The 20,832-nt window shown below is 76.0% G+C and carries 19 protein-coding genes; 7 read left to right on the top strand and 12 right to left on the bottom strand.

Annotated features, from left to right (window positions below; translation table 11 throughout):
- Window positions 1-8: 8 nt before the first annotated feature.
- The 9 genes from AB2L27_RS11805 to AB2L27_RS11765 all read right to left on the bottom strand — a co-directional run bounded on the left by AB2L27_RS11805 (window position 9) and on the right by AB2L27_RS11765 (window position 9,942).
- A complete protein-coding gene (locus tag AB2L27_RS11805; RefSeq protein ID WP_370441674.1) occupies window positions 9-863 on the bottom strand; it encodes an alpha/beta fold hydrolase in 855 nt (284 codons plus the stop codon).
- Window positions 864-940: 77 nt separating this feature from the next.
- Window positions 941-1,411 (bottom strand): phage holin family protein, encoded by a 471-nt coding sequence (locus tag AB2L27_RS11800; protein ID WP_370441673.1) that lies wholly within the window; start codon window positions 1,409-1,411, stop codon window positions 941-943.
- Window positions 1,412-1,679: 268 nt separating this feature from the next.
- On the bottom strand, window positions 1,680-2,681 hold the full coding sequence (locus AB2L27_RS11795) for an endonuclease/exonuclease/phosphatase family protein (RefSeq protein ID WP_370441672.1): 1,002 nt from the start codon (window positions 2,679-2,681) through the stop codon (window positions 1,680-1,682).
- A 69-nt stretch (window positions 2,682-2,750) separates the two neighbouring features.
- Window positions 2,751-4,700, bottom strand: a complete 1,950-nt coding sequence (acs, locus tag AB2L27_RS11790; RefSeq protein ID WP_370441671.1) for an acetate--CoA ligase — start codon at window positions 4,698-4,700, stop codon at window positions 2,751-2,753.
- Between the two features lie 327 nt (window positions 4,701-5,027).
- Window positions 5,028-5,732: a TerD family protein gene (locus tag AB2L27_RS11785; protein ID WP_370441670.1), complete on the bottom strand. Its 705-nt coding sequence runs from the start codon at window positions 5,730-5,732 to the stop codon at window positions 5,028-5,030.
- A 66-nt stretch (window positions 5,733-5,798) separates the two neighbouring features.
- Window positions 5,799-6,842, bottom strand: a complete 1,044-nt coding sequence (gene tsaD, locus AB2L27_RS11780) for a tRNA (adenosine(37)-N6)-threonylcarbamoyltransferase complex transferase subunit TsaD (RefSeq protein ID WP_370441669.1) — start codon at window positions 6,840-6,842, stop codon at window positions 5,799-5,801.
- Window positions 6,839-7,360 (bottom strand): peptide deformylase, encoded by a 522-nt coding sequence (gene def, locus AB2L27_RS11775; protein ID WP_370441760.1) that lies wholly within the window; start codon window positions 7,358-7,360, stop codon window positions 6,839-6,841. The genes tsaD and def overlap by 4 nt, the downstream gene beginning before the upstream one ends.
- Window positions 7,361-7,460: 100 nt before the next feature.
- Window positions 7,461-9,119, bottom strand: coding sequence for a SpoIIE family protein phosphatase (locus AB2L27_RS11770; protein WP_370441668.1), 1,659 nt, complete (start codon window positions 9,117-9,119; stop codon window positions 7,461-7,463).
- 64 nt (window positions 9,120-9,183) lie between these two features.
- On the bottom strand, window positions 9,184-9,942 hold the full coding sequence (locus AB2L27_RS11765) for a YceI family protein (RefSeq protein ID WP_370441667.1): 759 nt from the start codon (window positions 9,940-9,942) through the stop codon (window positions 9,184-9,186).
- 287 nt (window positions 9,943-10,229) lie between these two features.
- On the opposite strand from AB2L27_RS11765, the gene AB2L27_RS11760 reads away from it, so the two are divergent.
- The gene (locus AB2L27_RS11760) at window positions 10,230-10,574 is read left to right on the top strand and encodes a hypothetical protein (RefSeq protein ID WP_370441666.1); all 345 of its coding nucleotides are present in this window, start codon (window positions 10,230-10,232) and stop codon (window positions 10,572-10,574) included.
- A 12-nt stretch (window positions 10,575-10,586) separates the two neighbouring features.
- Here the strand turns inward: AB2L27_RS11760 and AB2L27_RS11755 are convergent, their stop codons facing one another.
- Window positions 10,587-11,393, bottom strand: coding sequence for a MarR family transcriptional regulator (locus AB2L27_RS11755; protein WP_370441665.1), 807 nt, complete (start codon window positions 11,391-11,393; stop codon window positions 10,587-10,589).
- A 109-nt stretch (window positions 11,394-11,502) separates the two neighbouring features.
- On the opposite strand from AB2L27_RS11755, the gene AB2L27_RS11750 reads away from it, so the two are divergent.
- Window positions 11,503-12,264, top strand: coding sequence for a type 1 glutamine amidotransferase domain-containing protein (locus tag AB2L27_RS11750; RefSeq protein ID WP_370441664.1), 762 nt, complete (start codon window positions 11,503-11,505; stop codon window positions 12,262-12,264).
- A 13-nt stretch (window positions 12,265-12,277) separates the two neighbouring features.
- On the top strand, window positions 12,278-13,489 hold the full coding sequence (locus AB2L27_RS11745) for an MFS transporter (RefSeq protein ID WP_370441663.1): 1,212 nt from the start codon (window positions 12,278-12,280) through the stop codon (window positions 13,487-13,489).
- Window positions 13,490-13,510: 21 nt separating this feature from the next.
- Here the strand turns inward: AB2L27_RS11745 and AB2L27_RS11740 are convergent, their stop codons facing one another.
- Window positions 13,511-15,340 carry a VanW family protein gene (locus AB2L27_RS11740; protein ID WP_370441662.1) on the bottom strand — a complete coding sequence of 610 codons (1,830 nt, stop codon included), beginning with the start codon at window positions 15,338-15,340 and terminating at the stop codon, window positions 13,511-13,513.
- Window positions 15,341-15,534: 194 nt separating this feature from the next.
- Between AB2L27_RS11740 and AB2L27_RS11735 the strand changes: the two genes are divergently transcribed.
- Genes AB2L27_RS11735 through AB2L27_RS11725 form a run of 3 tightly spaced genes read left to right on the top strand, consistent with a single transcriptional unit; the run spans window position 15,535 to window position 19,081 of the window.
- Window positions 15,535-16,146, top strand: a complete 612-nt coding sequence (locus tag AB2L27_RS11735; RefSeq protein WP_370441661.1) for a TetR/AcrR family transcriptional regulator — start codon at window positions 15,535-15,537, stop codon at window positions 16,144-16,146.
- Window positions 16,143-16,898 (top strand): ABC transporter ATP-binding protein, encoded by a 756-nt coding sequence (locus AB2L27_RS11730; RefSeq protein ID WP_370441660.1) that lies wholly within the window; start codon window positions 16,143-16,145, stop codon window positions 16,896-16,898. The genes AB2L27_RS11735 and AB2L27_RS11730 overlap by 4 nt, the downstream gene beginning before the upstream one ends.
- Window positions 16,895-19,081: a YhgE/Pip domain-containing protein gene (locus AB2L27_RS11725; protein ID WP_370441659.1), complete on the top strand. Its 2,187-nt coding sequence runs from the start codon at window positions 16,895-16,897 to the stop codon at window positions 19,079-19,081. Before AB2L27_RS11730 ends, AB2L27_RS11725 begins: the two co-directional genes overlap by 4 nt.
- An 80-nt stretch (window positions 19,082-19,161) precedes the next feature.
- On the opposite strand, the gene AB2L27_RS11720 is transcribed toward AB2L27_RS11725, so the two are convergent.
- Entirely contained in the window at window positions 19,162-19,371 is a 210-nt protein-coding gene (locus tag AB2L27_RS11720; RefSeq protein WP_370441658.1) for a hypothetical protein, read from the bottom strand.
- 85 nt (window positions 19,372-19,456) lie between these two features.
- On the opposite strand from AB2L27_RS11720, the gene AB2L27_RS11715 reads away from it, so the two are divergent.
- On the top strand, window positions 19,457-20,827 hold the full coding sequence (locus tag AB2L27_RS11715) for a DUF2254 domain-containing protein (RefSeq protein ID WP_370441657.1): 1,371 nt from the start codon (window positions 19,457-19,459) through the stop codon (window positions 20,825-20,827).
- Window positions 20,828-20,832: the final 5 nt, after the last annotated feature.

Here is a 20,832-nt window from a genome sequence, read left to right as displayed (position 1 = left end):
GCGCGAGGTCACCAGCGCGCGAGCCACCCCGCGAGCAGGGAGGCGAGGCGACCGGGGGCCTCCTCGGGTACGTAGTGCCCGACGCCGGGCACCTCCTCCAGGCGGTGCGGGCCGTGGGCGAAACGCGCCCCGGCCTCCAGCGTCGCGCGGGACACGGTGGGGTCCAGCTCACCGCGCACCTGCAGCACGGGCACGTCGGTGCCGGCGCGCAGGGCGGCGGCGAAGCGGCGGCCGTCGGCGCGCACGGCCGAGCGCGCGATCCAGCGGTGGTACTCCAGCGCCGAGTGCGCGACGAACGGCACCCGGACCGCCTCCCGGTAGCGGGCGACGTCCTCCTGCCCGGGCCAGCCGGGGCCGGAACGCTCGCGCAGGACGCGGGCGACACCGTCGCCGTGGACGAGGGAACGTTCGGGCAGGGCGGGCAGCTGGCGGGCCAGGGCGGTGCGGGTGGCGGCCAGGCCGGTGCGCTCGCCGAGGCGGTCGCGCAGCACGTGCCGGGTCAGCAGGGGGTGCCCGGCGCCGACGGCGACGAGGCCGCGGACCTGCTCTGGGTGCAGCGAGGGCAGCGCCCAGGCGGTGCGGCCACCGATGCCCAGGCCCACGACGACGGCGTCGCGTTCGCCCAGGGCCCGCACGACGGCGGCCACGTCGGCGGCGGAGGTCGGGGTGTCGTACCCGCGCGGGGGTTTGTCGGAGGCGCCGTAGCCGCGCAGGTCCATCGCGACGGTGCGGTAGCCGGCGGCGGCCAGGGCGACGAGCTGGGCCCGCCAGGCCCACCAGAACTGCGGGAAGTCGTGCAGCAGCAGGACGAGCGGCCCGTCGCCGAGCTCGGCGACGTGGAAGCGCGCCCCGTGCGCCGCCACGAGGCGGTGCCGCCACGGACCCTCGACCAGGACGGCCGAGACGTCGGTGACGGCCGCTCGCGTGGCGGCCCGGTCGCTCAGTGCCCGATGCCGCGGGCGTCGGGACGCCCGGAGATGGTCTTGGACACGGGCTTGCCGGTCGCCGCGGCCTTGATGGCGGCGATGCTCTCCTTGGAGGTGCGGATGGTGCGCTCGGGCGGGCGGACCTGCTTGATGCGGCCGAACCCGATGCCCGCCGCGATGCCGGCCACGACGAGCATCGCCGCGGCGACGACGAGGAAGCTCAGCCAGATCGGCCAGCCGGCGCCCTCGTGCAGCGCGAACGCGACGGTGATCCCGAGGAAGACGAAGGCGACGAACCCGAACAGCCCGGCGACGGCGAACAGGGCGCCACCGAAGGCGCCGTTCTTCACGTCGGTGGTGATCTCGGCCTTCGCCAGGGCGATCTCGTAGCGGACGAGCTCGGTCATGTCCCTCGTCGCGTCGGCGACGAGCTGGCCGATGGTGCGTTCGGGAGCGCCGACTCCGCGGTCGTTCAGGGTGGTCATCGAGATCCTCCTAGGCCCGGTCGCGCTACCCGCGCGGGAGACGGGGCGCCGGGGAGAACCCTAGGAGCACCCCTGTCGCGGTGCACCGCCAGGGTGAGCGCGTCGCCGTCGGCGGGGGGACCGACGGCGACGCAGGGGTCGCTCTCGTACAGGGGGACGAGCGACGACCAGGACGACCCTACGGTTCTCAACCTCCCGGTGGTGCCGATCGCCCGAACCCGCCGGGGACGCGTCCCGGATTCGCCCGTTCGGAGCAGTGCTCCACCGTTCAGTCGACCGGACGCCACCGGGACAGGAGCGCGCGGTGGTCGCTGCCGGGCAGCGTCCGCACCTGCGATCCGACCGCCCGCCAACGGTTCCCGTCGGCCAGGGCGTGGTCGATCGTGGCGCCCAGCAGGGCGGGGTGCCCGGCCGGCCAGGTGCCGCGCGCGCCGGTGCCCGTCTGCTCCCCGGCGTCCACGCACGACCCGCGCAGGTGCAGCCCGGGGTGGTCCAGGGTCGCGTTGAGGTCCCCGGCCAGCAGCGCCCCGGGGGTGCGCGCGCACCAGTCGGCCACGGCCCGCACCTCCTCGGCCCAGGGGTCGAGCAGCTCGGGGACCGGGGCGGCGGTGTGGGCGGCGGCCAGGACCGGACCGGTGCCGGAGACGGGCGCGGCGGTCACGACGGCCTTGAGCCCACCGGCCAGCTCCCCCGTCGTCCGGTACTCCCCCAGCCGGTCCGCGACGAGCAGGGCCGTCCCGAAGCGCCCGTCGCGGTCGTCGCCGAAGAACACCTGCACCCCGGTGCCGGTGGCCGCCTCGAGGCGGGTGGCGACGTCGTCGGCGTACTCGCGCGTCGCCTCCGGCAGGGAGACCACGTCGGCCCGCGCCTCGAGCGCGAGCCGGGCCACCTCCCCGCGGTCGGCGCGGGCCAGGTACACGTTGGCGGCCAGGACGGTCACGTCCCCGGCGCGGGCGGCCGGCAGCTCCCCGGCGGAGACCCCGCGGGCCAGCGTCGCCCCGAGGGACCCGGCCGCGGCCAGGGCCAGCGCCGTCGCGGCGGGCAGCGTGCGCCGCCAGCGCAGACCGGTCAGCCCGGCCAGGACCGCCAGACCGGCCAGGCCGAGCCCGACGGGCACCCGGAACGGCACCGTCCACACGAACGGGCGGTGCCCGGCCAGGCCGAACCAGTCCGGGGCCCCGACGACGGCCGCCCCGGCGGCCACGACCCCGGTCGCGACGACGGTCCCGGCGAGCGGGGCGGTGCGGCGGGCACGGGGTTCACGGGGCACCCCTCCACCCTGACGCACCCCCCGCCCCGGCACGGCGGCCGCAGGAGGGGGTGCGGTGGAGATCTGCGGTCAGTCCTGGGACGAGGCGGTCATCCCGGCCGAGATGGCGTCCATGACCGAGGAGTCCGTCAGCGTCGTGACGTCACCGGGCCGGCGGTGCTCGGCGACGTCGCGCAGCAGGCGGCGCATGATCTTGCCCGAGCGCGTCTTGGGCAGCTCCGCGACGACCATGATCGACTTCGGCTTGGCGATGGGGCCGATCTCCTTCGCCACGTGGTTGCGCAGGTCCGCCACGGTGTCCGGGCCCTGCTCGTGCCCGCCGCGGAGGATGACGAAGGCGACGACGGCCTGACCGGTCGTCTCGTCGGAGGCCCCCACGACCGCCGCCTCGGCGACGTCGGGGTGGGACACGAGCGCGGACTCGATCTCGGCGGTGGACAGCCGGTGCCCGGAGACGTTCATGACGTCGTCGACGCGGCCCAGCAGCCAGATGTCGCCGTCCCCGTCGCGCTTGGCGCCGTCCCCGGCGAAGTAGCGGCCCGGGAAGCGCGACCAGTACGTGTCCTTGAAGCGCTGCTCGTCGCCCCAGATGCCGCGCAGCATCGCCGGCCACGGCTCGGTGAGGACGAGGTAGCCCGTCTGGCCGGGCCCGACGGGCTCGCCCGCGTCGTCGACGACCTCGGCCACGATCCCCGGCAGCGGCACCTGCGCCGACCCGGCCTTCAGCGCGGTGACCCCGGGCAGCGGGGCGATCATCTGCGCGCCCGTCTCGGTCTGCCACCAGGTGTCGGCGATGGGCGTGCGGTCGGAGCCGATGACGCGGCGGTACCAGTTCCACGCCTCGGGGTTGATGTTCTCCCCCACGCTGCCCAGCACGCGCAGCGAGGACAGGTCGTGGCGGGCGGGGTACTCCTCGCCCCACTTCATGCAGGTGCGGATCGCCGTGGGCGCGGTGTAGAGGACGGTGACCCCGTACTTCTCCACGATGGACCACCAGCGGTCCTTGTCGGGGGTGTCCGGGGTGCCCTCGTAGACGACCTGCGTCAGCCCGTTGGCGAGCGGGCCGTAGACGATGTAGCTGTGGCCGGTGACCCAGCCGATGTCGGCGGTGCACCAGTAGACGTCGCGCTCGGGTTTCACGTCGAACACGTTCTTCGTCGTGTACGCGGTCTGGACGAGGTACCCGCCGGAGGTGTGCAGGATGCCCTTGGGCTTGCCCGTCGTGCCGGAGGTGTAGAGCACGAACAGCGGGTTCTCGGCGTCGAACGCCTCCGCCTCGTGCTGCGGCGCAGCGGCTTCCAGCGCCTCGTGCCACCAGAGGTCGCGCCCCTCGGTCCAGTCGACGGCCTCGCCGTTGCGGCGCACGACGAGGACGTTCGTGACGCTGGGAGCGCCCTTGGCCAGGGCCGCGTCCACGGCGGGTTTCAGCGTGGTCGGCTTGCCGCGCCGGTAGGACCCGTCGCAGGTGATGACGAGCTTGGCCTGCGCGTCGATGATGCGGGAGTTCAGCGCGTCGGCGGAGAACCCGCCGAACACCACCGAATGCGCCGCCCCCAGCCGGGCGCAGGCCAGCATCGCCACGATGGACTCGACAAGCATCGGCAGGTAGATCGCGACGCGGTCGCCCCGCTCGACCCCGAGGGACGCCAGCGCGTTCGCCGCGCGCTGGACCTGCTCGTGCAGCTCGGCGTACGTGACGGCGCGGGTGTCGCCCGGTTCGCCCTCGAAGTGCAGCGCCACGCGGTCGCCGTGGCCGGCCTCGACGTGGCGGTCCACGCAGTTCACCGCCACGTTGAGCTTCCCGCCCACGAACCACTGCGCGAACGGCGCGTTCGACCAGTCCAGGACGTCGGTGAAGTCGGTGTCCCACGTGACGTTCTCGCGGGCCTGCTCGGCCCAGAACCCGAGCCGGTCGGCCGCGGCCCGCTCGTAGAGGTCGGCCTGGGCGACGGCCTGCGCCGCGAACTCCGGGCTCGGCGGCACCGTGGGGGTGGTCGGCTGGTCCTGCGGCGTGCTCACGGACGTCCTCCTCGACAGCCTGCTCTCGCGGGTACGCCCCGAGGTTAGCCGTCGGGGGTTGCGGGCGCGTTGCGGGTCGCCCGTGACGCGGGCACCGACCGCGCGGGGGTGCGCCTCGTTGCCTCCCCGAGGCCGATCACCGGCTGCGTGGGGCCAACGAGGCGCACCCCGGGCGGTGAGGAGCAGCCGAGGTTGGGGGTCCTCGTTGCCTCCCCGGGGCCGATCACCGGCCCCGGGGAGGCAACGGGGACCCGCCATGCGGCCCCGGGGAGGCAACGGGCACCCACCACGCGGCCCCGGGGAGGCAACGGGGTCAGGCGAGGGGCGTCACTTGCGCCCGGTGCGCCAGCGCATCCCCCACCCGAACGCCTCGTCGAGGGCCTGCTGCCCGCCTTGGACGTAGCGCACCTCGCGCTGCACGGACACCTCGCGGCCGTCGGAGGTGATCTGGGCGATGGCGCACATGGGCGAGCGGTCGTCGTGCTCGTCCAGGCGCACCTCGATCTCCGGGCCGGACACCGGGTGCAGGGTCACGACGCCGTCGGCGGCGGCCCAGTTCGGGACGCCCTCGTAGATGAAGGCGAAGACGAGGATCCGCTTGATGCGGGCCGCCTGGCCGAGGTCGACGTAGAGGTTCTCCCCGCCGCCGCCGGTGCGGTCGTCGCCGTCGAGCCAGACGACGGGCTCACCGGCGCCGCGGTCGCGGAAGGCGTTGCCGAGGGCCTGCACGACGCCCTTGGAGCCGTCGGTGAACTCGTAGAGCGCGCCGAGGTCGAGGTCGATGCCCGTCTGCGGGGCCGCGGCGGCCTTGAGCTTGGAGAAGAACCCGCCGCCCGACGCCGGGGCGGCGCCGGCCGGGCGGGCGTTCCAGGCCAGGTGCACGCGCAGGGTCCCGCCGGTGGCGCCGGACTTCGACAGCGACACCGTCGGCGCGGACTTGGTCAGCGTCACCTTCGACAGCGAGATGCCCCCGCCCGCACCGCCCGCGGGCGGTTCGGGGCTGTTCGCGTTCTTGGAGTAGTCGATGGCCACGGGTCCGACGCCTTTCGTCCGAGGAGCAGTCCCCGGGCCAACGAACGACCCGTGAGGAGAGTGCCGTCAGGTCCAGGGACCGGCGAGCAGGGCCCCCGTCAGCGGCGCGGAGGGGTCCGCGCCGAGGTCGAGCCCCGACGCCGGCGCGCCCGCGCGGACGAGCAGGTCCCCGACGGCGGCGATCATCGCGCCGTTGTCGGTGCACAGCCGGATCGGCGGCACCCGCAGCTGCACACCCGCTGCGGCGCAACGCTCCTCGGCCAGCGCACGGACGCGGGAGTTCGCGGCCACGCCACCGACGAGCAGCAGGGTGTCCACGCCGTGCTCGCGGCAGGCGGCGAGCGCCTTGCGGGTCAGGACGTCGGCGACGGCCTCCTGGAAGCTCGCGGCGACGTCGGCCACGGGCACCTCCCCGCCGGCGTCGACGCGGGCCTCGACCCAGCGCGCCACGGCCGTCTTGACCCCGGAGAAGGAGAACCCGTACGCGGGGTCGGAGGGGCGGGACAGGGCCCGGGGGAAGGCGATGGCGTGCGGGTCGCCCTCGCGGGCGACGCGGTCCACGACGGGCCCGCCGGGGTAGCCGAGCCCGAGGACGCGGGCGATCTTGTCGAACGCCTCCCCCGCCGCGTCGTCGATGGTGTCGCCCAGGTGCACGATCGGGTCGCGGCCGAGGTCGCCGAGCAGCAGCAGCGACGTGTGCCCGCCGCTGACGACGAGCGCCACGCACCGCGGCGGCAGCGGGCCGTGCTCCAGGACGTCGACGGCGGCGTGCCCGGCGAGGTGGTGGACGCCGTAGAGGGGCTTGTCGAGGGCGAAGGCGAGCGCCTTGGCCGAGGCGAGCCCGACCTGCACGGCCGTCGACAGGCCCGGCCCGGCGGTGACGGCGATCGCGTCGACGTCGGACAGCTGCAGCGAGGCCTTGTCCAGCGCCTCGTGCAGGACGGGGACGATCGCCTCGAGGTGGGCGCGGGCGGCGACCTCGGGCACGACGCCGCCGAAGCGGGCGTGGGCGTCCATGCTGGAGGCGAGCGCGTCGCCAAGCAGGACGCCCTCGCTGACCAGGCCCACCCCGGTCTCGTCGCAGCTGGACTCCACCCCGAGGACGATCACGCGGGCGTCTCCAGCCCGGCGGCGGCGAGGATCTGCGCGCGCTCCCCGGCGCCGAGCCGGTCGACGTAGACGATGCCGTCGAGGTGGTCGCTCTCGTGCTGCAGGCAGCGGGCCAGCAGGCCGGTGCCGACGATGCGGACGGGCTCGCCGTGGACGTCGAGGCCGGTGACCTCGGCGGTGTCGGGGCGGGCGAGGTCGGCGTACTCCCCGGGCACGGACAGGCAGCCCTCGCCGTCGAGGTCGAGGCGGCGCTTGCGGCCGGTCGGCAGGTGCAGCACGGGGTTGACGACGTGGGCGACGACGTTCTCGCCGGTGGTCTCGGAGTCGGCGTCGGGGCAGTCGACGACGAACACGCGCGCGTCGACGCCGATCTGGTTGGCGGCCAGGCCCACGCCGTCGGCGGCGTCCATCGAGGCGAACATGTCCGCGACGAGCTGGACGAGGTCGTCGTCGAAGGCCGTCACGGGCGTGCAGGGGCGGTGCAGCACGGGGGTGAAGTAGCGCGTGATGGGGTGCACGAGACCGGTGCGGCCCTCGAAGACGACGGGCTCTCGGTCCGCCGGCGCGGCGGGGGTCGGCGCGGGGTCCTCAGCAGAGCTCACGACAGGTGATCGTAGGTCAGGGCCGGGCGTGGAGGCGGACGGCGAGCAGCGCCACGTCGTCGCCGCCGGCGTGGGCGACCTCGGCGAGCAGCTCGTCCAGGGCCGCGGCCAGGTCGGGGCCGGCCAGGGCGCCGGCGCGGCGGCGCAGCCACTCGGTGCCCGCGTCGAGGTCGTCGTCGCGGCGTTCGACGAGGCCGTCGGTGTAGAGCAGCAGCGTCGCCCCGGCGGGCACCTCGACGACGTGGTCGGTGCGGTGCCCGGCCCCGACGCCGAGCAGGAGGTCGGGGTCGGTGCGCAGGACGCGGGCGGTGCCGTCGGCCAGGACGAGGACGGGGGGCGGGTGCCCGGCGTTGACCCAGCGCAGGGTCCGCACCCCCGCGGCGCGCTGGCCGGCGGACTGCTCGAGGCGGGCGACGAGGCAGCTGGCGAGGATCGCGTCGGCGCGCAGGGAGTCCACGACGGCCTCGAGCCGGTCCAGCAGCACCGCGGGCGGGTCGTCGCGGTCGACGGCCAGGGCGCGCAGGGCGCTGCGCAGCTGGCCCATCGCGGCCGCGGCGGTGATGTCGTGCCCGGCGACGTCGCCGATGACGAGCAGGGTCGTCCCGCCGGGCAGCAGGAGCCCGTCGTACCAGTCGCCGCCGACCTGGTCCTCGGTGTGGGCGGCGACGTAGCGGGCGAGGAGGTCGAGGCCGTCGATCCGCGGCAGGTCCGTGGTGAGCAGGGACTGCTGCAGGGTGCGGGCGGTCGCGGTCCGCTCGGCCAGCAGCAGGGCCCGCTGCAGCGCCTGCGTCGTGTAGGAGGCCAGGGCCACGAGCATCGACCGCCGGCTCTCGGGCAGGTCGACGTCCTCGCACCAGACCACGGTCAGCAGCCCGAGCGCGCGGCCGGCGGCCAGCAGCGGGACGGTGGCGACCAGCCGGGCCCGCAGGACGTCCCAACGCGCTGACAGCTCGGGGAACCGCGTGCGCAGGCTCGCCTCGTCGTCGAAGCGGGGCCGGCCCTCGCGCAGGGCCGCGGTGCCGGGTCCGGGACCGTCGAGCGGGTGGTCCTGCCACTGCTCCTGGGCTCCGGGGGCGTAGTGGCCGGTGAACGGGGTGCGCAGCACCCGCCGGTCGTGGTCGAGGACCGACAGGGCGGCGTGGGTGGCGCCGAACCCGTCGCGGGCGGCCTCGGCGGCCACCGCGGCCACGTCGGCGACCGTGCGGGTGGCGGTCAGCGCCTCGGACAGGCGCAGCAGGCGGGTGGTGTGCTCCAGGGACCGCTGCAGCGAGCGCATGAGGGCGTCGCGCTCGACCTCCAGGGCCCGTTCGGCGGTGACGTCGCGGAAGGAGCACAGGACGGTGTGCTCGCCGTCGGGGCCGTCGGGGCCCTCGACGCGCTGGGCCCGGACGGCGATCCACCGGTCGGTGCCGGGGACGGGCCCGGTCCAGGTGACCAGCCCACCCTCGGCGCGCGTGCGGCGCAGCTCGGTGTGGAAGTCGCTGCCGACGGCGGTGGGGAACACGTCGGACAGCAGCCGGCCGACCATGTCGGCGGGGGCCAGGCCGTAGATCGCGGCACCGGCGGCGTTGACGTGCTCGACGCGCCAGCGCTGCGCGTCGAGCACGATGGTTCCCTCGGAGACCTCTTGCCACGCGCGCAGGAGCAGCGGGTCCACCGCTCCCGCGGACGACATCCCGCCAGGTTAGGGACCACCGGGTCTGCCCCGCAGGCGATCCGGCGCATCCGCCGGGGGCACCTCAGGCGGGGACGGCGGGCACGGAGAACTCGATCGTCCCGGTGTCCTCGACGGCCACGAACCCGAGGTCCGGGGCCTGGACCCCGTGGTCGGACCACGTCACCGGCAGGGACCCGGTGACGGTCACGGCCTGCTCGGCGGCGCGCTGGACGGTGGCCGGGACGCTCACGTCACGGGTCGTCCCCTTGAGGGTCAGGGTGCCGGTGAGCTGGACCGCGATCGTCGCCCCCACGTCGAGCCCGCCCAGCGGCACCGGGGAGGTGAGCGTGAAGTCGGCGGTCGGGAACCGCTCGACGTCCACGATCGCGCTGCTGCGGAACCGGTCGTCGCGGGCGCCGGAGTCGGTCCGGACGCTCGCGAGGTCCACGGAGACTGTCCCGGCGGTGAGCCGGCCCCCCTCGACGGTGAGGTCGCCGGTGACCTGGTCGGTGCGTCCCGTCACGGTGACGTCCTGGCCGTTGAGGACCTCCTCGACGCGGTAGCCGGCGGTGCCGCCGTCGGTGATCGTCCACGCCCCCTCGAGCGCGGCGTCGGTGGCGGGCCCGGTCGCGGTCGGCGCCGGGGCGGCGGTGGCCAGCGGGGCCGCGGCCCGCCCGCCCTGGACCTGCGCGTACAGGCGCGGGCCCATGACGGCCACGAGGACGACCACGAGGACGGCCACGACGACCAGGACCGCCAGGGCGATCCACCGCCGGCGGCGGCGCGGTCGCCCCGGACCGGCGGGACGGGCCGGGGCGTCGGTCGTGCGGGGGTCGCTCACGGGAACCACCTCGGGTCGGGACGTCGGGTCACCGGGTGCACGGGGTGGCGGCGCTCGCGGTTCACCCGCGGGCCGACCGGACGACCGGGTCCGGCGGGACGGCCGGGGACGGCCGGGGACGGGCGGGTGTCCCCCGGGTGGCGTGCCGGTGGACGCCGGGTGGCGCCGCGGGGCACCGGTGCGCCCCTCAACTACGACGGTGCGTCGTTGCACTCCTTGCGGCGCAAGCCCTCCGCCGCGTGCGCGGGTGGTCCGGAGCACCCCCGCGCAGGGCCTACCCTCGACGGGTGCCGTTCGAGCGATGCGAGCGATTCCGCCTCATGAGCGACTACCTGGCCCCCACACCCGTGTGGGCGCCGGCCGACCTCGGGGGCTTCGTCCTGAGCCGCACGCACCTGGACGACCTGGGCCTGGACGAGCACCTGCGCACCGGTCTGCTGGCCTGGCAGGCCTACTTCGACGAGCACCACCCCGTCGAGCTGTGCGGCTGGGACTCCCCCTCGTCCTGCACCACCTACGCCAGCGAGGGGTTCCGGCTGCAGTCCGAGCTCCAGCACGCGCTGCCCGGGGTCCAGTTCGACCTGGACCTGTGGCCCGTGCGCGCCGTGGACCTGGACGTCCTGCCCCTCTGAGCCCGGCGTCACCTACCGACCGGCGGTCCGCTCCCCCCGCAGCCGGACGGTGACCGGCTCCTCGCCGCGCAGCACCTCGAGCCGCAGCTCGGCCGCACCCGGGTCGAGCGCGGCCGCGCACCGCGCCGGCCGGCCGTCGACCGCGACGACGAGGTCACCGCGAGCGATGCCCGCACGCGCCGCCGGGCCGCCCGGGGTGACGTCGGCGACCAGCAGACCAGGGGTGTCGGAGAGCCCGACCGCGATCCGTCGCGCGCGGGCCCGGTGCGCCGGCTCGACCACGAACCCCCACGGACCGGGGTCGCCGGCCACGGGCGACTCGAAGGAGACGAGCAGTCGACGCAGCAGCGCGGCGAGGGTGCCGCGCTCGTCGTCGTCGAGCGCGGACAGCAGCCGGTCCTCGTTGGCCAGGTGCACGGGGGCGATGTCGTCGAACAGCCGCTCCCCCTCGTCGGTGAGCCGGACCAGGGTGACCCGCGCGTCGGTCTCGTCGGGTTCGCGGCGGACCACGCCGCGGCGGACGAGCCGGTCGACGCGCACGCTGATCGTCCCGGAGGTCAGGCCGAGCGCCGTCATGAGCTTCGCCTGGGCCAGCCGGAACGGGGCACCGGACCGGCGCAGCGTGACGATCACCTGGAAGTCCGCCGGGGAGAGGTCGTAGCGGTCGAAGACGGCGGTGAGCTCGGCGTCGAGGTGGGCACGCACCCGGGCGAGCCGGGTGATCACCCCCACCGGCCGCACATCGAGGTCCGGCCGCTGCACGGCCCACTGGTCGACGATGTCGTCGACGGAGTCCCGCTCCCGGTGATCGTCCCCCATCCGCCCACGATAACCGCGACAGGACGGAGGCAATGCTTGAGTTCAAGGCTTTAGGATGAGTAATCTCCTGCCCCACCACCTCCACCTCCACCTCCGGAAGGGGCACCCCGTGACCACCACCACCGGCGACCGGCACCACGTGGCCAACGACTTCGTGTCCACCCGCCGCAAGCGCGTGGCCGTCGTGGTCGCCAACCCCGCCGTCAACCAGCACGGCTGGCCGGTCGGCTTCTGGGCCGCCGAACTGACCCACCCCTACTACGAGTTGACCGAGCGGGGCATCGACGTCGTCATCGCCAGCCCCGACGGCGGCCGCGTGGAGGTCGACGCGCTGTCCGACCCCCGGGACGCCAGCCGGTGGTCGGCCGAGGACCTGATCTCGATGGGCTTCCTGTCCACCCCCGAGCTCGTCGCGACGCTGGCCGACACGCCCAGCGTCACCGACCTGGACCTGACGCAGCTGGACGCGCTGCTGGTCGCGGGCGGCCAGTCGCCGATGTTCACCTACCGCCACCACGAGGGGCTGGCCACGGCCATCAGGACGGTGTTCGAGGCGGAGAAGCCGGTCGCCGCCTACTGCCACGGGGTGGCCGCACTGGTCGACCTGACCCTCTCCGACGGCTCCCACCTGGTCGCCGGCAGGACGGTGACCGGCTTCAGCGACGTCGAGGAGAACTACGGCGACGCGGCCTCGGGCGTGCGGATCATGCCCTGGCGGCTCGAACCGGCTCTGCGCGAACGGGGGGCCAACTACGTCTCGGCCGGGCTGTTCAAGGCCTTCGCCGTCCGGGACGGGCGACTGGTGACGGGGCAGCAGCAGTACTCCGGCCGCAAGGTCGCCCAGACGGTCATCGAGATGCTCGGCGTCTGAGCCGATGACCAGGATGACCGGGGCACCCCGCCCGGGCGCCGTCGCGGCCGGACCCGACGCGCTCCGCCGCCGCGGCTTCGCCGTCGTGACCGCCGCGCTGGGGCTGTTCCTGTTCGCCGCCGCCGCGCCGACCCCGCTCTACGGCCTGTACGCCACCCGCTGGGGCTTCTCCACGGCCTCGCTCACCGCGGTGTTCGCCGTCTACGCACTGGCCCTGCTCGCGACGCTGCTGCTGCTCGGGCCGCTGTCGGACGCGGTCGGCCGGCGGCCGGTCGTCCTCGCCGGACTGGGTCTGCAGGCCGTCGCGATGGCGTTGTTCCTGGCCGCCGGGTCCCTGGGCTGGCTGTACGCCGCCCGGACCGTGCAGGGCCTGGCCACCGGGCTGGTCACCGCCGCGCTCGCCGCGGCCCTGATCGACCTCCAACCGGCCGACCGGCCCGGCCGGGGAGCCGTGGTCAACGCGGTCACCCCCGCGGCCGGGCTGGCCGCCGGGGCGCTCGCGGCCGCGGCGCTGGTGCAGTACGCGCCCGCGCCGACGCGGCTCGTCTACGCGCTGCTGCTCGTCGCCTGCGCGCTGCTGGCCGCCTGCCTCGCCCTCGTCCCGGAGACCGTGACCGTCCGACGACGCCCCGGGCTGCACGTCGGCCTGGGCGTGGAACCCGCCGCCCGACCGGCCTTCCTGGCCGTGCTGCCCGCGCTGGTGGCCACCTGGGCGCTCGGCGGCCTGTACCTGTCGCTCGGCCCCTCGATCGCGTCCGCGCTCACCGGCTCGTCCAACCGGTTGGTCGGGGGCGTCGCGGTCGCCCTGCTCGCCGGTGTCGGCGCCCTGACCTCCCTCGCCGTCGCCCACCGCTCCGGGCGCTCCACGCTGCTCCTGGGGTGCACAGCCCTCGCGGCCGGCGCGCTGGTCACGGTCGGCGCACTGCTCACCTCCACCGCGTGGGTGTTCTTCGTCGGCACCACCGTCGCCGGCGCCGGGTTCGGCGCGGGGTTCCTCGGCGCGTTCCGCACCCTGGCCGGACTGGCGAGCCCGGGGGGCCGCGGCGCCCTCGTCGCGACCGTCTACGTCGTCGCCTACCTCGCCTTCTCCCTGCCGGCCGTCCTCGCCGGCCTGCTGGCGGATCACGTCGGGCTGCGCGCCACCGGCATCGGCTACGGAACCGGCGTGGGCGTCCTCGCCGTGCTCGCGGCCGCGGGTTCCGCCCGCGCCACCGGGGAGGGGTGATCCCTCGAGGCTCCCCCCGCCCTACTGCGCCGGGGTCTCGGCCGGTGCACTGGTCGTGGGCGCCGGGGTGCTGGGCCGCACCGTCGCCGGGTCGGGCCCGCAGACGATGCGGTTCTCCGGGTTGTAGACCGTCGTCCACGTCTCGCGCTGCTGCTCCCCGCCGCCGACGGGCGTCATGACCCGCGTGACGTCCACGGTGAACCCGGTGGCGGTGGCCGAGCTGGGCCGGCAGCCGCGGGAGGTGTCGTAGACGGTCCGCGGCGGCTTGACGTTGCGGCGGGCGGACTTGCGCGCCTCGACGTCCATGAACTTCGTCCCGTACATCGAGACGACGACCTGGTTGCCGACGATCCCGGCCTGGACGTAGACGCCGTTCCCGGAGTCGTTGCGGAAGCGGTTGTCGATGGTGCGCCAGTCGATCGTGGCCTCCCGGCCCTCGGGGTAGCGGGAGATGTAGAACGAGTGCGGCCGGTGCTCGATCTCGTCCAGGCCGGCGAAGAACACGGCGTTGAACAGCGTGGTGGACAACTGGGACACCCCGCCGCCGTAGTCGTCGACGAGGCGGCCCCCGGAGATGACGGGGGCCCGGTTGAACCCGCGTTCGGGGGTGCGCTCCCCGACGGTGTCGTTGAGGGAGAACTCCTCCCCCGGGCGCAGGATCGTGCCGTCGACGTGACCGGCGGCGATGCGGATGTTCTCGGTGCGCTCCGCGTTGGCCGTGAGGTTGGTGGCGAACGTCGAGATCCGCTCGACGATCCCCAGCTGCTGCAACGCCTCCGTCGTCAGCGAGGGCTCGGCCTCGACGAGCTCGACCTGCGCGCGGCGCGTGGGCGGCTCCCCCGTCAGGGCCCCGGTGACGGCCGCGGCCAGTTCCTGCGGGGGCGCGGCGCGGCCGGCGACGGCGGGCACGACCTGGGGCCGGTCGCCGACGATGTCGATGCGGGCGTCCTGCGGGGCGGTCTCGAACTGCGGGTCGGCCGCGGCCAGGGCGGCCTGCAGCCCGGCCCCGTCGGCGACGAGCCGGGGCTCGCCCTCCACCGGCCGCACGGCCAGGGACCGGGCGAAGGCCGGCGGGGCGAGGGTGACCTCGCGCCCGCCCCCGGCCACGACGAGGTCGCCGGCCACGGCGGGGCGGGCGATCGTCCCGACGGCCTCGCGCAGGGTGCCGGCGTCGACCGAGGGGGCCGCGACGGCCGCTTCGAGCGTGAGGGGGCCGCCGTCGAGCCAGCCGCGCGCGACCGTGTCCGCGGCGGCCTCGACGTCGAGCGCCCGCCCCTCCTCGGGGTCGGCGACGGCGGGTTCGACGGTGCCGTCCTCGCGCACGTCGAAGGTCACGGCCCCCTCCAGGGGGGCCACGGCGACCGACTCGGCCAGCGGCTGCAGCGCGGTGCGCAGCGCGTCGCGGTCGACGTCGACCTCCGGGTCCTCGCTGGTGCCGCCGGCGACGTGGCGCCACAGGTCGGCCGGGGCCCACGCGGGGCCGGTGAGGCGTTCGGCGGTGCCCGCCACGTCGATGCCCAGCCCGGCCTCGCCGGGGACGACCTCACCGGTGGCCGAGGCCCCGGCGCCGGTGACCTGCAGGGCGACCGGCGTGGTCTGCAGCTGCTGCGCGCGCTGGTCCAGGGTCTGCTCGACCGCGGCCCGGTCCCGGCCACCGACGTCGGCCCCCAGCACGGTCGTCCCGCGCGGGGCCTGACCGCCCAGGGCGAGCGCGGCGGTGCAGTACCCGCCGGCCACCACGACGACGCCGGCCCCCACCCAGGTGGTCGGCCGCCGCCACCACGGCCGTCGTGGCCGGTCACCCGCCGGTCGTCCGGTCTCCTGCTGCGCCGGCGTGTCGCTGTTCGGCACTGCGTCGTTCCCCCGCTCGATCCCCCGAGCGCGGATCACGGGACGTGTCCGCGCGGGCACAGCCTAGGAGCCCGACGGGCCCCGCCGGTCACCGTCCGGGACGTTCCCGGGGCACGACTCCATCACGATGCAGGGCGCATCCGATCCAGGGTGCATCCGATGCAGTTCGTATCGATGTGGGGTAGGCTGGTCCCGTGACCACCACGACCGACGCGCGCACCACGCGGCGCCGCGCCGAGACCCGCGCCCGCCTGCTGGCCGCCGCCCTCGACGTCCTCGGCGAGCGCGGGCTGGCCCGCAGCAGCGTCGAGAACGTCTGCGAGCGCGCCGGCTACACCCGCGGCGCCTTCTACTCCAACTTCGCGACGATGGACGACGTCGTCGCCGCCCTCTACACCGACCAGGCCGGGGCCCTCGTCGAACGGGTGGAGGAACGGCTGGCCGGTGGCCTGCCGGGGACCGACCTCGACCAGCTCGTCGGGCACGTCCTGCAGGTCCTGCCCGTCGACCGGCAGTGGCACGCCGTCCGCACCGAGTTCACCGCCCAGGCGCTGCGCAACCCCGAGGCCGCCACGACGCTGACCCGGCAGCGCGCCGAGCTGCGCGCCCGGCTGGCCCCCGTCCTCGTCCAGGCCCTGGAGCGCATCGGGCGTCGCCCCACCGTCCCGGTCGACGACCTCGTCCGCGCGCTGGTCACCGCGCACGAGGGGCTCGTCACCGCGCACCTGCTCGGCGAGCCCACCGGCGTCGGTCCCCGGCTGCTCACCGTGGCGCTGCAGACCTTCACCGAGGAGGTGCCCGCGTGAGCACCCCCGCCGAGACCCCCGCGGAGAACTCCGCGCAGAACCCCGCGCAGACCCCCGGCCCCGTCGTGCGGGCCCGGGGCCTGGAACTGCGGGCCGGTGGCCGCACCGTCTTCTCCGGCCTCGACCTCGACGTCCCCGCCGGGGCCACCCTCGTCGTGCGCGGGCCCGCCTCGGCGGGCAAGACGTCGCTGCTGCTGACGCTGGCCGGGCGCATGCGACCCACCGGCGGGGAGCTCACCGTCCTGGGCGAACCCCTGCCGGCCCGGGCGGGCCGGGTCCGCCGCCGGGTGGCCCTGGCCGAGGTCCGGGGCGTCAACGAGCTCGACGACGCCCTCACCGTCGAGCAGCACATCGCCGAACGCCTCGTCCTGCACCGCCCCTGGCACCGGCCCTGGGTCACCGCCGAGGAGGTCGCCGAGCAGCTGCGGCGCGTCCAGGAGGACCTGGCCCGCACCGCCGGCGGGGGGCCGGCGTCGACGCTGCGGGCCCGGGAGTTCGTCAGCGACCTGCAACCCCTGGAACGCCTGACCCTCGGCGTCGTGCTCGCCCTCGTCGGCCGCCCCGACGTCCTCGTCGTGGACGACGTGGACTCCCTGCGCCGCACCGAGGACCGGCGCCGCGCGTGGACCTCGCTGGCGGCCCTGCAGGAGACGGGCGACCTGACCGTCCTGGCCAGCTGCTCCGACAGCTCCGACATCCCGTGGCGCACCGACGACGGCCGCATCCTCCTCGACCTCCAGGACGAACAGTGAAACTCCCCCGCGCCACCCTCCCCGGCCTGGAACTGGCCCGCTTCCGCCGCGCCACCATCACCAAGCTCGCGATCCTCGCCGTCGTCCTCGTCCCGCTCGTCTACGGCGGGCTCTACCTGTGGTCCAACAGCGACCCCCTGAGCCGGCTGTCGAACCTGCAGGCCGCCGTCGTGAACTCCGACGTCCCGGCCACCGTCACCGGGGTCGACGGCTCCCCGCGCACCGTCGACGCGGGCGGGGAACTCCTGGAGGAGCTCACCGGCCCCGAGGCCGCCGCCGGGTTCCACTGGCGCAGCGCCACCGAGGAGGAGGCCGCGCAGGGCCTGCGCGACGGGGAGTTCGCCGCCGTGCTGCGCATCCCCGCCGGGTTCTCCGCCGCCCTGGCCTCCACCGGGGGCGAGGACCCCCGGCAGGCCCGGCTGTCCGTGACGACCGACGACGCCGAGAACTACATCCTGGGCCAGGTCGCGAACACCCTGGCCACCACCATCCGCACCCGGGTCGCCTCGGGGGCGACGGCCGACTACCTCCAGAACGTCTACGTCGCGTTCTCCTCCATCCACGACTCCCTGGGCCGCGCCGCCGACGGCGCCGGTCAGCTCGCCGACGGCGCCCGGCAGGCCGACGAGGGCGCCGGTGCGCTCGTCGTCGGCCTCGGCGACCTCGGCCGGGGCGCCGCCCAGCTCGTCGACGGCACCGGGCAGCTGCGCGCCGGGTCCGCGGCCCTGGCCGACGGCACCGCCCAGGTCGCCGCCGGCGCCGACGGCGCGGCCAGCGGCGCCGGGCAGCTCGCCACCGGCCTGGACCGGCTGCGCAGCGCGACGCAGGACCTGCCCGCCCAGACCGCCCAGCTGTCCGACGGCGCCTCCCGGGTCGCGACCGGGGCGGGACGGGTCGCCGAGGGCGCCCAGGCCGTCGCCGGCGCGGCCGACCAGGTGCTGCCCGCCCTGGAGGAGGCCGACGCGCTGGCCCCGGTCGTCGACGACCTGCTCGTCCAGGCCCGCCGGCTCGCCGACGCCGACCCCGACGACGAGACCCTCGCCGCGACCGTCCGCCGCCTGGAGCAGGCCCGGCAGGCGCTCGCCGACGGCTCCCTGACCGAGGTCGGCCGCCGGGCCCGCGAGCAGGTCGACACCCTGGTCACCGGGGCGCAGCAGCTGTCCGAGGGCGCCTCGGCCGTCTCGGCCGGCGCGGGCCGGCTCGCCGCGGCCGCCCCCGCCCTGCAGCAGGGGGTCGCGACGGCCGCCGACGGGGCCGGGGACCTCGCCACCGGCACCCGCCGGCTGGCCGGCGGGGCGCACGACGCCGCCGACGGCGCGGCCGCGCTGTCCGACGGCGCCGCCCGCGTCGACGACGGCGCCACCGCGCTGGTCGACGGCACGGCCCAGGCCCGCGACGGGGCCGGCCGCCTCGCCGACGGCACCCGCCGCCTCGCCGACGGCACCGGTTCCCTGCAGGACCAGCTCGCCCGGGGCCAGGACGAGGTGCCGGTCTACTCCGGCGACGCGGCCGCGGACCGGGCCGGGGTCGTCGCGGCCCCCGTGAACGCCGACCGGGTCAAGGACCACGCCGTGTCCCGGTACAGCGACGGGCTGGCCCCGCTGTTCGTGCCGGTCGCGCTGTGGGTCGGCGGGATGGTGACGTACATGGTGCTGCGCGCGGTGTCCCCGCGGGCGCTGGCCTCCACCGCCTCCTCCTACCGCGCCGCCGTGGCCGGCTGGGCGCCCGGGGCCCTGCTCGGGGTCGCCCAGGCCGTCGTCCTGGGGCTCGTGCTGCTGCTGGCCGTGGGGATCGCCTCGCCGAACCCCGTCGCGACCGTGGCGTTCGCCGCGCTGATCGCGGTGGTCTTCACCGCGATCCACCAGTGCCTGAACGCCCTGCTCGGCGGGGTGGGCCGCCTCGTGGCCCTCGTCCTGCTCGTGCTGCAGCTCACCTCCGCCGGCGGCACCTACCCGGTCGGCACGTCCCCGGCGTTCTTCCAGGCCCTGCACCCGTTCCTGCCGATGTCGTACGCGGCCGACGGCCTGCGCCACCTCATCACCGGTGCCGCCACGGGCCCGGTCCTGCTCGACGCCGGTGTCCTGGCCGCCTTCGGCGTGCTGGCCCTGGGGGTGACGGTGCTCGCCTGCCACCGCCGGCGGGTGTGGACGGTCGGCAAGCTGCACCCGTCCCTGACGCTCTGACCCGAGGCCTCAGCCCGTGAGGTGGCCGGTGGCGGCCAGCCGCACGAGGCGCCACCGGCCCTCCACGAGCACCAGCTCGGTCAGCGGGGCGGCGGTCCGGCGGGCGCGGCGGCGGAGGCTGGTGTGGACCTGCCGGACCCCGAGGCCCCCGGGGCCGGCGAGGTCGGCGAGCGCCGCCGCGACGTCGTGGCCTGCCGGACGCCGCGGCGGGTCAGCCCGGGGTCGGCGCCGCGGCCCTTCTCGGCGTGCTGGACGAGCAGCACGCGCCCGGGCGCGGATCCGTCTCCCACGACCCGCTGCGTACCGGAACGCCGCACCCCTCGCGCGGTGGGCGGTGGGCGGGTGGCCCGCGGCGGGAGGGTCCAGAGTGCAGGGGTGACGAAACGCTCCGGGGTCCGGATCGCCGCCCTGCAGGAGGCCGCCCGCACCCGCCTGTGGCCCGTGCCCGTGACCGGCGTCGTGCTGGCCGTGGTCGCGGGGGTGCTGCTGCCGCTGCTGGACGAGCGGGTCGACGAGCACCTGCCGGCCGCCGTGCGCGACCTCGTGTTCGGGGGTGGGGCCGGTGCCGCCCGGACCGTCCTGGACGCGGTGGCCAGCTCCCTCATCACGGTCACCTCGCTGACGTTCTCCCTGACCGTGGTGACGTTGCAGCTGGCCAGCAGCCAGTTCTCCCCCCGGCTGCTGCGCACGTTCACCCAGGACCGGTTCGTGCACACCACGCTGGCGGTGTTCCTGTCCACGTTCACGTACGCGCTGACGGTGCTGCGCACGGTGCGCAGCCCCAGCGACGACGACGGGGCAGCGGGCGTCTCGGCGGTGGTGCCGCGCATCTCGGTGACGGTGGCGTTCCTGCTGGCGGTGGCCAGCGTGGTCTGCCTGGTGCTGTTCCTGGCGCACCTGGCGCGGGAGATCCGGGTGGAGACGATGCTGGAGCGGGTGCAGGCCGACGCGTGCCGCACCGCGGACCTGCTGTACCCGACCGACGGCACCGTGGAGGTGGACCGGAGCCCGGTCCGGGTGCCCGACCACGCGGTCCCGCTGCCCGCGGCGGGGTCGGGGTTCCTGTGCCTGGTCCAGGAGGACGCCCTGCTCGAGGCGGCCACGGAGCAGGACGTCGTCGTGGTGGTCGAGCGGTTCCCGGGCAGCTCGGTGGTGCGGGGCACCCCGCTGGCGTGGTGCTGGCCGCGGTCGGGTCCGGCGCTGGACCCCGACGTGCGGCGGCGGGTGCAGGAGGCGCTCCGGGACGCGGTGCAGATCGGGTCCGAACCCACCCAGGCGCAGGACCTGGCCTTCGGGCTGCGTCAGCTCGTGGACGTGGCGGACAAGGCGCTGTCGCCGGGGATCAACGACCCGACGACGGCGGTGCACGCGCTGGGGCACGCATCGGCGTTCCTGTGCTCGGTGGCCGACCGTCCCCTGGGGGACCAGGTGGGCCGCGACGAGGACGGGACGACCCGGCTGGTCCTGCGCCGCCCGGGGATGCCGGAGCTGCTGGACCTGGCCGTGGCCCAGCCGGTGCGGTACGCCACCGACCCGGCGGTCCTGGCCCGGGTCGCGGACCTGCTGGGCGAGGTCGCCTGGTCGACGTCGCGGCCGGTGGTGCGCACCGCGGTCCGCGACCAGCTCAGCCGGGTGCGGGCGGCGGCGGCGCGCGCCGACCTGGACGAGCTGGACGAGCAGCGGCTGCGGGAGGCGTTCGCGCAGGTCGGGCGCGCGCTGGCGCACCCCGGGGGCCCGGCGGCCTGAGCGGT

The sequence above is a fragment of the Kineococcus halophytocola genome, assembly GCF_041276425.1.
In the GTDB taxonomy this organism is placed as follows: domain Bacteria; phylum Actinomycetota; class Actinomycetes; order Actinomycetales; family Kineococcaceae; genus Kineococcus; species Kineococcus halophytocola.
Note: the sequence above shows the minus strand (reverse complement) of the source record. Positions and strands in the feature narration are given on the sequence as shown.

Bases quoted from the DNA above. Each gene is read 5' to 3' on its own strand.
- AB2L27_RS11800 (WP_370441673.1), bottom strand. From the start codon at position 1,411: ATGACCACCCTGAACGACCGCGGAGTCGGCGCTCCCGAACGCACCATC.
- AB2L27_RS11770 (WP_370441668.1), bottom strand. From the start codon at position 9,119: ATGTCGTCCGCGGGAGCGGTGGACCCGCTGCTCCTGCGCGCGTGGCAA.
- AB2L27_RS11755 (WP_370441665.1), bottom strand. From the start codon at position 11,393: ATGGGGGACGATCACCGGGAGCGGGACTCCGTCGACGACATCGTCGAC.
- AB2L27_RS11745 (WP_370441663.1), top strand. From the start codon at position 12,278: ATGACCGGGGCACCCCGCCCGGGCGCCGTCGCGGCCGGACCCGACGCG.